Annotated in this window: 9 protein-coding genes; 3 read left to right on the forward strand and 6 right to left on the reverse strand. The window is 40.3% G+C overall.

Features of this window, described 5'->3' with window-relative positions:
* Positions 1-208: 208 nt before the first annotated feature.
* From A3GE_RS0109050 to rimO, 4 genes are all read right to left on the reverse strand, one after another.
* Entirely contained in the window at positions 209-1,153 is a 945-nt protein-coding gene (locus A3GE_RS0109050; protein WP_018356942.1) for an alpha/beta fold hydrolase, read from the reverse strand.
* 50 nt (positions 1,154-1,203) lie between these two features.
* Positions 1,204-2,319 carry an aspartate-semialdehyde dehydrogenase gene (gene asd / locus A3GE_RS0109055; protein WP_018356943.1) on the reverse strand — a complete coding sequence of 372 codons (1,116 nt, stop codon included), beginning with the start codon at positions 2,317-2,319 and terminating at the stop codon, positions 1,204-1,206.
* Positions 2,320-2,482: 163 nt separating this feature from the next.
* Entirely contained in the window at positions 2,483-4,507 is a 2,025-nt protein-coding gene (locus tag A3GE_RS0109060; RefSeq protein WP_018356944.1) for a UDP-glucose:protein N-beta-glucosyltransferase, read from the reverse strand.
* Between the two features lie 23 nt (positions 4,508-4,530).
* Complete coding sequence (gene rimO / locus A3GE_RS0109065; protein ID WP_018356945.1) at positions 4,531-5,868, reverse strand: 30S ribosomal protein S12 methylthiotransferase RimO; 1,338 nt, start codon at positions 5,866-5,868, stop codon at positions 4,531-4,533.
* 162 nt (positions 5,869-6,030) lie between these two features.
* Between rimO and A3GE_RS0109070 the strand changes: the two genes are divergently transcribed.
* The 3 genes from A3GE_RS0109070 to A3GE_RS0109080 all read left to right on the forward strand — a co-directional run bounded on the left by A3GE_RS0109070 (position 6,031) and on the right by A3GE_RS0109080 (position 12,166).
* Entirely contained in the window at positions 6,031-6,750 is a 720-nt protein-coding gene (locus tag A3GE_RS0109070) for an MgtC/SapB family protein (protein WP_018356946.1), read from the forward strand.
* Between the two features lie 219 nt (positions 6,751-6,969).
* Complete coding sequence (locus tag A3GE_RS0109075) at positions 6,970-9,324, forward strand: TonB-dependent receptor plug domain-containing protein (protein ID WP_018356947.1); 2,355 nt, start codon at positions 6,970-6,972, stop codon at positions 9,322-9,324.
* Positions 9,325-9,391: 67 nt separating this feature from the next.
* A complete protein-coding gene (locus A3GE_RS0109080; RefSeq protein WP_018356948.1) occupies positions 9,392-12,166 on the forward strand; it encodes a M16 family metallopeptidase in 2,775 nt (924 codons plus the stop codon).
* 89 nt (positions 12,167-12,255) lie between these two features.
* On the opposite strand, the gene proS is transcribed toward A3GE_RS0109080, so the two are convergent.
* Positions 12,256-13,968, reverse strand: a complete 1,713-nt coding sequence (gene proS / locus A3GE_RS0109085; RefSeq protein ID WP_018356949.1) for a proline--tRNA ligase — start codon at positions 13,966-13,968, stop codon at positions 12,256-12,258.
* Between the two features lie 176 nt (positions 13,969-14,144).
* A complete protein-coding gene (locus tag A3GE_RS0109090) occupies positions 14,145-15,197 on the reverse strand; it encodes an extracellular solute-binding protein (protein ID WP_018356950.1) in 1,053 nt (350 codons plus the stop codon).
* Between the last annotated feature and the right edge of the window lie 31 nt (positions 15,198-15,228).

The raw sequence follows: 15,228 nt of genomic DNA on the forward strand, positions 1-15,228 counted from the left end.
TTATTCTCCTTGTGACAGAAAATAAAACCAGATCTGCCTAAAGCAAGATCGCCACACTCAAAGAGGGAAAAACCTTAGTATTTGAGGCTTAGTGATTGTAGGGTAATAGGTTAGATTTGCAACATTTTTTTAACACTCATCACATATCAGAGTTGGAAATAAAGAGAGGTATGATGAGTTTTTAAACACATAAAAAGCCATCGATCAATTATGGCTTTTCAAGAAATTGCGTGATGTTTTTTATGACATTTTCCCTTAAACCGTCCCGTTCAAATAAAATCTCGTGTTTTGCTTGCTGAACCAACTCACAAAAGGCATTAGGGAAAAGTGCGGTCAGTTTTTCCAAGGTTTTATTGTCCACGATTTTTTCTTTCTCCGATTGCAAAATCAGCACAGGAATTTCAATGCGGGAGAGAATCGTAGGTAGGCGTTTTATGGCATTAAGGCATAAATGCACCCAACGAAAAGTCGGACCGCCAAGGTGAAGGGCAGGATATTTTCGGTTGATTCGGTTCATCCATTTCATTCGGGTTTTACAAAAACTTAATTCATTGCGTTCAAGATGTGCCGGTTTGTAAGCCCCTTTGCCAAACACATAACGCTCACCTTGCCCCAGTAAATTCATTGCGGCGATGATCAGTTCATCTCGAATCGGATGTTTTAACGGCACGCCAAAGAAAGGGGAAGAAAGCACCGCTTTGTTAATGCGATGATCGCAATTTGCCAAATAATAGGCGGCAATCAGCGAACCAAGAGAATGGGAAACCAGATGTTGGGTTTGATAGTCAAAAAGTGCGGTAGTTTTTTCAATCACTTTTTGCATATCTTCCACATAAAAACGAAACTCGTCCAAATGCCCTTTTTCCGGATCGGATAAAAGCCGGTCAGAATAGCCCTGCCCGCGGTGATCAAACAGCAACACATCATAACCTTGATGATAAAAATCATAGGCGAGTTCCGACCATTTCATCATATTTTCCGCTCGTCCGTTCACCAAAATCATCAATTTTCTGACCGCACTTTCCTGGTGAACAAAATGACGATAGGCAATACGAATATTGCCTTTCCCAATAAGATATTGGGTAGGCATGCTTTCAAAAAAAGGCAATAATTCCACTAAGGCAAATTGGCAAAAACGGGGTTCTCGAATCATAGGAATCTATAAAATAAGGGCGTAAATAACGCCCTATTGGTGAGTAACAATTATGCCACCAACTGTTTCAAAATACGACGAACCGGCTCAGCGGCACCCCATAAGAGTTGATCGCCTACGGTGAAAGCGGCGAGATATTCGCCACCCATGGCGAGTTTGCGCAAACGTCCGACAGGCACACTTAATGTGCCGGTAACTTTCGCCGGGGTTAATTCACGTAATGTGGTTTCTTTGTCGTTTGGAATCACTTTCACCCATTCATTGTGTGAGGCTATAATTTGTTCGATTTCCGCTAACGGTAAATCTTTTTTCAGTTTAATGGTGAAGGCTTGGCTGTGGCAACGCAAAGCACCGATACGTACGCACAAACCATCAACCGGAATAGGGTTGTTGCTTAAACCAAGAATTTTGTTGGTTTCGGCGTAACCTTTCCATTCTTCTTTGGTTTGCCCTGTTTCCGGTAACAATTTGTCGATCCAAGGGATAAGGCTGCCACCAAGTGCCGCACCAAAATTTTCTGTTGGGAAATCAGCAGAACGCATTTCTGCGGTAACTTTGCGTTCAATGTCTAAAATAGAAGACGCGGGATTGGCTAATTCCTCTTTCACGGCATCACGCAATAAGCCCATTTGGGAAAGCAATTCACGCATATTTTTTGCGCCTGCTCCTGATGCAGCTTGATAGGTTGCCACAGAGACCCATTCCACCAAATCACGCTCGAATAAACCGCCGATTGCCATCAGCATAAGGCTCACTGTACAGTTGCCGCCCACAAAGGTTTTAATGCCGTTTTTCAAGCCTTCATCAATCACATTTTGGTTTACCGGATCGAGTACGATAATGGCATCTTTTTCCATACGTAACGCTGAAGCCGCATCAACCCAGTAGCCGTTCCAACCTGCTGATTTTAATTTTGGATAGATTTCGTTGGTGTACTCGCCGCCCTGACAGGTGACGATAATGTCTAATTTTTTGAGTTCATCAATATCAAAAGCACTTTTGAGTTCACCAGTATCTTTGTCGGCGAATACAGGGGCTTTTTGCCCTGCTTGTGAAGTAGTGAAGAAAATAGGATTGATGTTCGCAAAATCATTTTCTTGAACCATTCGATCCATTAATACGGAACCGACCATTCCGCGCCATCCGATAAAACCGACGTTTTTCATAGTTTTTCCTTTGTTAATGTTGTGTTTGAATGGGTTTATTAATTACAAGATAGTGTGAGCAAAATCAAGTTTTTTATGATGAATAAACATAAATTTATCTATCCGTTAATGCTTATACAAGAAAAAATCCCCTTTCGGGGATTTTCAGTTATTTTAAGCCGTCTTAATTAGTTTTAGTCGATTTTTTCGCTGCGGTTGTTTTTGCCGTAGATTTCGCTTCAGATTTGACCGCACTTTTCTTAGCCACTGTTTTTGAAGCACTTGTTTGCGCTGTCGCTTTTTTAGTTGCCGGTTTTCTTGCCGTTGTTTTTCTCTTCGGTTTTTCACCTAAATTAGCAAGTTTCCACTCATTAAATTTTTCCAATAAGACTTTACCCATCGGACTTGGATCGCCGGTAAAGAGTGTTTGTAAACCGTTATTTTCAATAATATGGTGACGTAAAGCCAGACGTTCCTCATGATTTTCTGCTAAACGAATGGCTCTCTCCACATATTCATCTACGGTATTGGCAATGAGCCATTCAGGTAAACCTAGGCGTTTGAATAAGCCTTCATCAATATGTTCATGCACTTCTGAACCTGTTTTACAGATTCCCACCAAACCAAGGGTGATCATATCAATAATGCCGTTTGTATTACCAAATGGGAATGGGTTTACCATCATATCGCAATTGTGCAAAATCCGGAGATATTGGTGATAAGGTGAATGTGGATGTGCCGTGGCATCATCACCTAAATAAGATTTAATAAAACGCTCGACATAAGGGTGGGTAATACCGCTGGATTGACCCAATGCAAAGTGGAAGTGTACTTTGACGTTGGCTCGATCACGAATGGCTTTTAATGCTTCCAAGAAATAAGGATTTAATTTCATTGTGGTGGAGGCAATACCAATATTCACAACTTCCGGATTTGTACGTAAGCGATATTCTACATTCTGTGGTGCTAAGGCCGATGGTACATAAGGAAGCGCATCTTTCGGCAAACGTAATAAGGTTTCACTAAAACATTCTTCTGAGCCTACATAATCGTCTTCTACAATCACATATTCAATAAAATCAGAATGAGTGGTGGCTGGGTGTCCTAGTGCAATGGCTTGAATTGGCGCAAGGCGAGTATTGCTGGCAAAAATTGTCGTAAGATCCATACCAATACTTGGCATATAAAGCATAGCTGCGCCGTTTTCATCACAAATCGCTTTTAAGAACGTCAGTTTATCAAGGATATTATTACCTTTGATTAAATGGAACTCGTCAAATACGTCTCTGCCCGCATCATCTACAGCCTTACCACCGATACCAATTAAATAGAAATGTTCACGTGCGGCAATCATTGATGTTGAATGCGTGCGATAGATTGAGTGTGCGGAATGAAAATGTTCTAAAAGTACAACCATCACCGGCTTACCATTACGCTCACCTAATTTTGTTACATCACGATCAGTCCAGCCCTGCCCAAGAAGAAAGCGACGTATAACCTGGTTTAATCCCCGTTTTACATTATGTTTATTCTGTGCAACATCATAACTACAATGCATATATACATCATGAGAAATACCACTAGGAAGATTGTTTAGACTTTCAATCTGCGCTAATTTTTCAGGGAACCATTGTAAGAGGGCTGCACGTTTACCAAATGATTGTTCCGTACCAATAAAACGAGGTGACTGTAATGCAAAACACAGAGAGGCACAAAGTTCCGGATTAATATTCCATAACGCATCTAAATTAAGGTTAACATTTGATTCCGGCAAATATAAAATGCAGAACTTAATCAATGCAGATTCTGACGTATCCAAATGAATATCTAACGGGTTCTCAGGATTTGGCTTCCGATTATAGGTTTGTAAAATGTGATCTGCATTTACAAAAGGTGATGAAGCAAAAATCATATTCAGCCAACGTTGTAAAGTTAAGAAACGTTGTGCGCCGGAAGTAGAAACTTCTAATTTAGGATCAGTGAATAATTCTGTAATTGCCACTGCCATACGAGTAGCAAAATAGATATGTTTATCCTGGGCTAGATTTTCAAGCTGTTTGGGAAAATCAATTTCAATATCCTTAATTTCGCCAAAGTTTGAATCAATTTTACCAAGGATATCAAGCAGCTCTACACAAGCATCTTCATAATTTTTTGCTGCAACTTTTTTTTCAAAACGTACAACACTTGGTTGTTTCACTTCAGACATTTTATTTTCCTTTTTATTTTAATTTAACAAGTTCCCCACAGATCATATTCATCTGATTGGGTAATGGAGACTTTAATTACATCGCCGACTTTTACATCAGCGCCGCTTATATTATCAATATAAACCAAACCATCCACTTCCGGCGCATCCGCTTTGGAACGTCCAATGATACCTTCGTCATCAATTTCATCCACCAGCACTTCTAAGGTTTTACCTACTTTTTGTTTCAAACGGTTAGCTGAAATTTCTTGTTGTAATTGCATAAAACGATGGTAGCGTTCTTCTTTGATTTCTTCCGGTACTTGCTCTGCCATCTCCGTTGCCGGGGCACCTTCCACAGGACTAAATTTAAAGCAGCCGACACGGTCAAGCTGCGCTTCTTTTAAGAAATTGAGTAATAATTCAAAATCCTCTTCCGTTTCGCCCGGAAATCCCACAATAAAGGTTGAACGCAAGGTTAAATCCGGGCAAATTTCACGCCATTTTTTGATGCGCTCTAAAGTGCGGTCAATACTGCCCGGTCTTTTCATCGCTTTAAGAATTTTCGGACTGGCGTGTTGCAAAGGAATATCCAAATAAGGCAGTAACGTGCCCTCTGCCATCAATGGAATTAAATCATCGACGTGCGGATACGGATAAACATAATGCAAACGCACCCAAATACCGAGTTTTCCCAGTTGCTTACAGAGGGTCATTAAATCATTTTTAATCGGCATTCCATTCCAAAATGACGTTTTCACGCCTCCTTCTTGGCGTTTTAAATCCATAGAATAAGCTGAAGTATCTTGCGATACTACGAGCAATTCTTTCACGCCTGCTTCGGCTAAACGTTTAGCTTCATCCAGCACCTGAGTGATAGATCGGCTTTCCAAATCGCCACGCATTGAAGGAATAATACAAAAAGTACAACGGTGATCACAACCTTCAGAAATTTTTAAATAAGCATAATGTTTTGGCGTAAGTTTCACCCCTTGTTTTGGCACAAGGCTAAGATACGGATTATGTCTCGGCTTCGGTACATATTTATGCACCTGTTCCATCACCGCCTCATAGCTGTGAGGGCCGGTAACCTCTAATACTTTCGGATGAACCTCACGAATGCGATCTTCTTTTGCGCCTAAGCAACCGGTTACAATCACACGACCATTTTCTTCTAATGCCTCACCGATAGCCTCTAAAGATTCTTGCACGGCACTATCAATAAAGCCGCAAGTATTGACGATCACTAAATCAACATTTTCATAACTCGGTACAATATTATAACCATCACTGCGTAATTCTGTCAGAATGCGTTCGGAATCCACCAAGTTTTTAGGACAACCCAAACTCACAAAGCCAATATTCGGAGTTGAATTTTGCATAAATTTATCTCTATTTCATTCTCGTAAAATAGTGCTAATTCTACTGAATTTCTGTGTGAAAGGCGACCAAATAAAAGTAAAAGATCGTAAAATTAACTATATTTTTATTTTTCAAATCGTTAGAATCTCTAACTTTATGATTAAAAAAATAGCAATATAGAAATGGAAAATTCATCCCTTATTTTGACCGCACTTTTAAGCACTCATCAATTAACTATTCTCGGCAAAATGTTTTTGGCCTTGTTTTTAGGAAGTATTATCGGTTTAGAGCGCGAGTTAAAGCACAAACCTGTTGGCATTAAAACTTGCGCAATTATTGCAATTACCACTTGTGTATTAACTATGGTTTCCATTCAAGCCGCTGAACATTATGCACAGGTATCCGAAAACATCCGCACCGACCCGATGCGTCTTGCCGCCCAAGTGATTAGCGGAATTGGTTTTCTCGGGGCGGGAGTCATTTTGCATAAAAAGAATGACGCTATTTCAGGATTAACTACCGCAGCGATTATTTGGGCTGCGGCGGCTATCGGTATTGCGACCGGCGCAGGCTTTATTTTTGATGCCTTAATCGCTACGGCAATGATTTTAATCGCTATTCGTTTTAGCCCAATGATACAGCGTTTAGTCCGGAATAGAGGACGAAAAAAGAAAACCAAAATTATCATTCACCTCAGCTCATCCGCTTCTATTGCCGTCATCACAAATTTACTGATTCAAAATGATTACAGCATTGAAAATCTTTATGTCAAAGATTTGGCTAATGGCGAGGTCAGAGTTCAAATCCGATGTTTTGCTATCGGCAGCGCCATGATTAAAGACATTTACACATTATTAAAAACGGAAGATGGTGTATTGAGTGTAGAATTGTTTGAAAACTAAATAAAAGGGGAATTGTTATTCCTCTTTTATTATCCTTAAATATCGTAAAAACCATTTATCGCTCCGCCTCTATAATAATAGATTTACACTCTCCCACCTCTCTCTTCCCCCTTTAAGCACAATAAAAAATCAAACGTTCGTTCATTGACAAAAATTCCTTTACATTGAAAAAAGGATCTATATGATAATTGTTTTCATTTGTTTAACCTAAGGAATACCATGTATAAAAATAAAATCGCGCTTTTTATTTGCGCCACTTTGTGTGCCTCCCGTGCATTTTCCGAAGCAAACACTACAAATCGCGCTAATATGCTGTCAGAAATTGTAGTATATGGTGACAATAATAAATCCCTTTCCTCAACTCAAACGCTCACTTCCACAGAAATAGAAAAAACGCCCACAAGCAATAATAACATTACCGATTATTTGCGTTCTAACCCACATATTCGTTATGAAGATAGCGATCAAGACGGTTTTCAACGTGGGGAAATTAAACCACAAAATATTTCAATTAATGGGGCTGATACAAATCAAACCGCTTATTTTATGGACAATGTCAATGTAAACAATGACTTAACAGTGGATAGTGAGGTTTTTAGCGGTGCAATGCAAGTCGTGCCGGGAATTAGCCATACACAGGCTTATTTCTTTGATGCCTCTACGTTGTCAAAAGTTGAAGTGCATGACAGCAATATTTCCGCCAGTTTAGGCGGCTTTATGGGCGGTGCAGTGGTTGCCAAAACGAAACAATATAATGGTAAAGATAGCGTATCACTCAAATATCGCACGACGAATTCCGGATGGGCAAAAATGAATGCCGATAATTCGGCACAAAATTTATTGGATAAAATCAGACCTGATGCCGACGGTGTCGCCGCATTTCAGCCTAAATATCGTAAGCAGACATTCAACATTGTTTTGGAAAAAGGCTTAACGGATAATTTAGGTATGGTGTTAGGCTACAGTAAACGTCATTCCCGCATCCAACAAAATCGCTTAATCGGCTACGATACCGAGGCGAAATTAAATAAACAAAATCACTTGCGAAATTCCGATAATTTATTGCTAAATTTCAATTTAGCGGCAAGTGAAAAAGATCGTGTCGAGCTGGGATTCCGTTATTCCAATTACAAAGAACAAAAATATTTTGCCACCAATATTGATAGCGATGTCAGCGATTATCACCAAGCATTCGGTGCGACATTGGCATGGGTGCATTCCTTTGATTCGGGTGTTTGGACAAATACCCTTGCTTATGATCATTTCAAAGATAAACGAAAATCCTCCTCTGCCAGTGTCGAGACGGTTTCCGTTCTTGATGAAAATTTTGACCAAATTTATGATTATGAAAAAGGCGGTTATGGTAACAGCTCCCTGACACAAGATAATCTTCACTTCTCAACGGAGTTTGCCATTGACCCCTTTGATTGGGGGGCAACCAACCATTCTATTTCTGTTGGTGGGATCTATCAGGCGACACACTATAAATTCCACCGACCTCAGGATGTACATCAAAAAATTATTGTTAAATCTCCGTTTTATTCGACGGAAAACCCCAGTATCACTTATAAAGGCAGTGCGAAAACCCGTTATCAAAATTTCGTCTTTTATGCGGAAGATTTAATTACATGGAAAAAATTGGAATTCCGCCCTGGCGTACGTATTGAACGGGATGATTATTTACAAAACAATAATATCGCCCCACGTTTTGTGGCACGTTATAAACCTTGGGAAGAAACCGGTTTGACATTAGGATTGAACCGTTACTATGGTCGTTCTTTCGCCTCATTAAAACTGACTAATGAAATTTTAAAAATCAATCGTGATACCAGCCGAGAATATCAAGAATTCAATTCACTAAAAACGCCTTATGCCGATGAACTCAGCTTGGGCATAGAACAAGAATTCGGAAATTTAGCATTTAAACTGAATTATATTCACCGCCAAAATAAAAATCGTATCCTATTAAAACGTGGTGCTAACAGAGTAAACGCCTACTATAACGGCAGTGATTTCAGCGTTGATGTTTACACATTCCAAGTCAATAACATTGAACCTTGGAAATTAGGTAAAACTTATTGGACAAGCACGTTAGGATTCGACTGGTTGAAAACAAAACGCGCAGATATGGGGCGAGATCTTAATCCTAATGAACAGGTATATCTCGACAGCAAATTAATGACACGTCGTCAGATGCTAAATAAGATCAATGCTTCCACTGAAGATTGGATTGCACGATTAGGCGTGGATATGGCGATTCCGGATTACCATATCACTTGGTCAAATAAAGTCTATATGAAAGCCCCTATTCGCAGCCATGAAGCATTAGATGGCGATTTTGGCGACAATATTTCCCGTTATCGCTCCTATCATTACGGTCGTCATACCCAGTGGGACTCAAGTATCCGTTGGCAACCGACAATAGCCGGCAACCACAGCGTTTATTTACAAGTGGATATCCTCAACGTATTAAATCAAACCCGCAAATCTCATAAACCGGTTTCAAGTAGTGATGAATACGGCATTTATACGCCAGGTCGTGAATTTTGGCTGGAAGTCGGCTATAAATTTTAAATAGATGTTTATTCCTTCTACGCTAATGTGAATTAGCGTAGATTTTTTTTACATTGAATGAAAAACGATGAAAAAACTAACCGCACTTTTTTTAGTATTTTGCACTTTTGGCTTGTTTATCGCCTGCCAAAGTGGGAGAAATTCCGACACATTACCTTTTGATCCCGATATCAAACAGGGTAAATTGGCTAACGGATTACAATACTATATTTTAAAGAACAACGACCCGAAAGAACGGGTATATATTCGTTTGGTGGTGAATGCCGGTTCAATGCACGAAGATGACGATCAAAAAGGCATCGCCCATCTCGTGGAGCATATGGCATTTAACGGCTCGAAAAAATATCCCGAAAATACCATCATTACCGCACTGGAAAAATTAGGGATGAAATTTGCCCGCGATATTAATGCCTTCACCGATTTTGAAAATACCGTTTACACGCTGAATTTAGATGGTAACAGCCCGCAAAAACTGAGTCTCGCCTTTGATGTAATCAATGAATGGATGAATCATCTCACCATTTTACCTAAAGATCTTGATGGTGAACGAGGTGTAGTCGAAGAAGAATGGCGTCGCAGATTAAGCCCGATGTTACGTCTCGGCGATAAGAAAAGCGCCATTGAAATGGTCGGTTCACGCTATGTACTACGCGATCCCATTGGAGATATGAATATTGTTCGCCATATTTCTCGTGATCGGGTGGCGGATTTTTATCATAAATGGTACAGACCGGATAATATGTCAGTGATCGTGGTGGGCGATATTAATCCGAATGAAGTCAAAACGTTGCTGACAAACACATTGGAACAAACTGATCCGAGATTGCAAACACCTCTTGATAAAATTGATTTTTCCATCCCACTAACAAACCGTTGGCGGGTAGCAAGTGTCGCCGAGCAAGGCACGAATATCCCAGCATTGGAACTCAGTTTTTTTGAAGACGATAAACAGCAGGAAACCCTTGCGGATTACAAGCAAGATCTCATTCAACAAATCGTTACCCGTTTAGTCAATTTACGTTTGCAAAAATGGGAAGAACGCCAAGGCGAATGGCTGGATTCAGCCAATTTTTACCGTTCTCATCTCGGTAAACAAACATTACAAACCGTCTTTTCATTGCAATTATTCAATACCGATTATTTAAAAAATATCAGCGCGCTTTTTTCTTTTATCGCTGAAATTAAACAATATGGTTTTACTGATGATGAGCTTAATGAGGAAATTGCAAGGCTTCGTCAACTTAATGAAAAGCAGCAAAGCATCCGTTCCGGTAGTCTAAAAATTGCCGATGACTTGGTTTCCATTGCGGCAAACCATCAAATCACCTTAAACACAAAAGATCGTTACAAACTCAATCGCCGTTTCTTAAATGAAATCAACATCAAAGATATCAATGAAACCTTTAATAATATGTTGGTGCTAAAGGCCAAATTATTATTGGTTACCCAACCGCTACCGGAAAAGCCGCTGCCTTTTGATGCGACGTATATTGAACAACGTTGGAATCAAGCAATGAGAGCGGTTCAACATCCATGGCAAAAGGAAAAACACAAGGTAAAACGACCGCACTTTTCCTCTGAAGGCGGTACATTGGTATTAGAAAAACATTGGGATAAAGGCAATATTGATGAATATCGCCTGAGTAACGGGGCAAAATTGGTTTATCATTACAGCGATAAAACACCTAATCAAGTGCATTTTCGGGCGGTAACAAGTGGTGGATTACGCTCTGTTCCGAATCAAGATTATCATCTATTACGTACCTCAGCCATTTTGGTGGACGATACCGGTGTGGGCGAACTCGCCACAGCAGATGTGGATCAGCTCTTTGGGCAAAATCCACTTGTGTTGGCAACGGTGATTGATGATGACAAACAAGGTTTCACCGGCGTAGCAAAATCACAGGATCTTGCCAATTTACTCACACTGTTTCGTTTAAAATTGCAATCTGCGCCAATTTCCGATAATGCACTACAAAAATATCGTCGGGAAACGCAGGATTATTTCAAACAAATTGATGTGGAAACAAAATTTATGCAAGCGGTTTCCCGTTTACGTCAACCTAATACCGCCACGGCTTATACCCAAAATCAAGCGGAATTATTGGGTTTTACCGCCGCACAATTAAGCCAAATTTATCAACAAAAGATTTTAGATAAAACGGATTTCACTTATTTCATTATTGGTGATATTTCCCGAAATGATGTTGAAAAATTAGCAAAACAATATTTAGCAACGGTGGAAGTGAAAACGCAATCCCGGGTTTATCAACCTATCCGTATTCATACACCGAAAAAAACATTCACCATGAACGGATTAAGTGAACCGAGAGCGGATGTGGAAATTTATCTTACTGCGGAAAACCAATGGCAAGCGGAACAAAAATATGCCTTGGACATTCTTGGTGATATTGTGCAGGAAAAACTTCGCCTTGTTTTACGGGAAAAAGTATCGGGGATTTATTCTGTCAATAGTTGGTTTAGCCAAGAACCGAACTTGCCGCAAATTGAAGGAAAAATTGAATTTAGCTGTGCGCCAGAACGGGCTGATGAACTCATTAAATTAACCTATCAAGTTTTAGATGACATCATTAAGAATGGGATAGATGAAACCTTATTGCGCAAAAAACAGGCAGAGCAACTACAACAAATTAAACGCCAATTTGATTCCTTGGTTTCCGTGGCAAGCCTAATTGAGGAGAGCTATTGGCAACAGGGTAATCCGCAATCAATTTATCTCTATCAACGTTTGGAACAAATTGCCGATAAAGCGAAGATTGAGGAGATCGCTAAAAAAGTGCTGGTTAAACCTGCCCGTTTTGAGGCGGTTTTACGGCAATAAAATATAACCGCACTTTAAACATTCGGTTGCTCATAAAACAATCAGCCCCTCAAAATAAACTATCTGAGGGGCTGATTGCATTTTGTAAATTAAGCCAGTTTAGCTTTCAAGAAATCAAATAATTGCTCTTTTGCAATCATTTCTTTTTCACCACTACGGCGGTTTTTATATTCTATTTCACCATTCGCAAGATTTTTCTCACCGATCACGATCATATGCGGGACACCAATCAATTCCATATCCGCAAACATTACGCCCGGGCGTTCTTTGCGATCATCAAAAATCACCTCTACGCCTTGTGCCTGTAAAGTGCGGTAGAGTTCTTCGGCATATTCACGAACACTTTCGGATTTATACATATTCATAGGGACAATCGCTACGGTGAAAGGGGCAATTTCATCAGTCGGCCAAATAATACCTCGCTCGTCATGATGTTGTTCGATAGCAGCCGCAACCACACGGGTTACTCCGATACCATAACAACCCATAGTAACAGCCATTGGGCGACCATCTTCACCTTGCACGGTGGCATTCATAGCTTCGGAATATTTTTTGCCCAGTTGGAAAATATGCCCTACTTCTATACCACGTTTAATGAGTAACGTTCCTTTGCCATCCGGACTCGGATCGCCTTCCACCACATTACGAATGTCCGCCACTTTCGGTAATATCACATCACGTTCCCAGTTGATATTGAAGTAGTGTTTGCCGTCAATATTTGCGCCTGCGCTAAAATCTGACATCAGTGCTACCGAACGATCAATAATCACAGGAATATTAAGATTGACCGGTCCCAATGATCCCACTCCAGCACCAATTTTGGCTTTGATTTCCCCTTCATCAGCAAATTCAAAAGGTGATGCCACTTCCGCTAATTTTTCCGCTTTGATTTCATTCAGTTCGTGATCACCACGAATGATTAATGCCACCAGTGGTTGCTCCTCGCTCACCCCCTTGACGATCAAGGTTTTCACGGTTTTTTCAATAGGCTGATTAAATTGTGCAACCAATTCTGCAATGGTTTTGGCATTCGGTGTATCAACCAATTCCATCGCTTTTGTTGGGGCAGCTCGTTCGCCTATCGCCACAGCTTCCGCTAATTCAATATTAGCGGCATAATCAGATTCAGTGGAGAAAATCACATCATCTTCGCCACTGTTTGCCAATACTTGGAATTCGTGTGAAGCACTACCGCCAATAGAACCTGTATCGGCTTGTACAGCACGGAAATCTAACCCTAAGCGATTGAAAATATTGCTATAAGTTTGATACATCACATCATAGGTTTGTTGCAAACTTTCTTTATCGGTATGGAAAGAATAGGCATCTTTCATAATAAATTCACGACTACGCATCACCCCAAAACGAGGGCGTACTTCGTCACGGAATTTAGTTTGAATGTGATAAAGATTCATTGGTAGCTGGCGATAAGAGGTAATTTCACGACGCATTAAATCCGTAATGGCTTCTTCGTTTGTCGGACCAATAACAAAGCCACGCTCACCACGGTCGGTAAAACGCAATAATTCAGGGCCATACTGTTCCCAACGGCCCGATTCTTGCCAAAGTTCCGCAGGTTGTACTACCGGCATTTTAATTTCGAGTGCACCGCTTTTATCCATTTCTTCACGGATCACCTTTTCCACTTTACGTAATACCCGCCACCCTGTTGGCATCCAGTTATAAAGCCCGGCTGCAAGAGGGCGAATCATCCCTGCCCGTAACATCAGTTGATGGCTGACAATCGCCGCTTCCGCCGGCGTTTCTTTTAATGTGGAAAATAAATATTGACTTGTGCGCATTGGCTTAACCTTTAAATTCGTTAAATTGAGAAAAAATTGGTGGGAGTATAACAAAAAGTGCGGTCACAAAAAACGACGTTTTTTGAACGTTGGCTTTGCCAACGGCTCCAAAGGAGTGAATAAATCACTTTAGTGATTTATGAATATTTTTAACCGCACTTTTTTGAAAGAAGAAATTAATTGGTTTTTAATTTATTCCAATATTTTTCGTAGATATCCACGGCATCACCCACATCGCCTTGCATAATGCCTTTTTCCACTTCTTCTGAAGGAGGGAATAAAGTCGGGTCATTCACCAGTTCAGGGCTAAGCAAGGCTTTCACGCCTTCATTCGGCATTGAAAAGCCCATGCGCTCAATCACCACTTTGGCATTTTCAGGACGAAGTAGGAAATCGATAAATTTGTGTGCCCCTTCCACATTTTTTGCCGTTTTAGGGATTGCATAGTTATCCATCCAGAAAATCGCCCCTTCTTTCGGGTAGATAAATTGTAGGCTTGGGTTTTCTTTATGGGCGAGATAGGCAGAGCCGTTCCAAATCATTCCGAGCGCTACTTCTCCTTGCACATAAGGTACTTCCGGTGAGTCGGAATTGAAGGTAATCACATTAGGCAATAAGGTCACCAAGCGCTCATAAGCCGCTTTGATTTCTTCTTCGTTGGTCGTGTTAGGGGATTTTCCATTTAATAATAGAGCAATATGGAAAACCTCACGGGCATCGCTGGTCATCAGCACTTTGTGTTTAAATTCAGGTTTCCATAAATCCGCCCAACTGGTGATAGTTTTTGGATCAATCTCATCAGAATTGACTTCGATGCCGGTTAAACCGTAAACATAAGGTAGGGAGAATTTGTTTTCAGAGTCAAATTCTTTGTTCAGCAAGTGTTTTGGAATTTGTTTTAAATTCTCTAATTTACTGTGATCAAGGGGTTGGAGCATATTTTCCTTGATCATTTTATTGACATAATAACTTGATGGGAACACTACGTCATAGCCGGAGCCGGTGTTTTCCGTCAATTTTAATTTAGCATACATTTCTTCGTTGCTTTCAAAGGTGGAATAAATCACCTCTACGCCGGTTTCTTTGGTGAATTGCGTAACGAGTTCAGGCGGCACATAATCCGTCCAGTTATAAACATAAAGTTTGTTGTTAGCAAAAGCAGATGCCGCAAAAAGTGCGGTCGCAGAAAGAAAAAGATTTTTGACAGAACGAGCAACAGATTTTTTCAATTTATTGGTCTCCTAGGAATAAACGATTAAT

Source organism: Rodentibacter pneumotropicus DSM 21403 (assembly GCF_000379905.1).
Taxonomy (GTDB): Bacteria; Pseudomonadota; Gammaproteobacteria; order Enterobacterales; family Pasteurellaceae; genus Rodentibacter; species Rodentibacter pneumotropicus.

Excerpts from the sequence above, each read along its gene's own strand:
- A3GE_RS0109075 (WP_018356947.1), top strand. The coding sequence starts at position 6,970 with ATGTATAAAAATAAAATCGCGCTTTTTATTTGCGCCACTTTGTGTGCC.
- asd (WP_018356943.1), bottom strand. The coding sequence starts at position 2,319 with ATGAAAAACGTCGGTTTTATCGGATGGCGCGGAATGGTCGGTTCCGTA.
- A3GE_RS0109050 (WP_018356942.1), bottom strand. The coding sequence starts at position 1,153 with ATGATTCGAGAACCCCGTTTTTGCCAATTTGCCTTAGTGGAATTATTG.
- A3GE_RS0109060 (WP_018356944.1), bottom strand. The coding sequence starts at position 4,507 with ATGTCTGAAGTGAAACAACCAAGTGTTGTACGTTTTGAAAAAAAAGTT.
- proS (WP_018356949.1), bottom strand. The coding sequence starts at position 13,968 with ATGCGCACAAGTCAATATTTATTTTCCACATTAAAAGAAACGCCGGCG.
- A3GE_RS0109070 (WP_018356946.1), top strand. The coding sequence starts at position 6,031 with ATGGAAAATTCATCCCTTATTTTGACCGCACTTTTAAGCACTCATCAA.
- rimO (WP_018356945.1), bottom strand. The coding sequence starts at position 5,868 with ATGCAAAATTCAACTCCGAATATTGGCTTTGTGAGTTTGGGTTGTCCT.
- A3GE_RS0109080 (WP_018356948.1), top strand. The coding sequence starts at position 9,392 with ATGAAAAAACTAACCGCACTTTTTTTAGTATTTTGCACTTTTGGCTTG.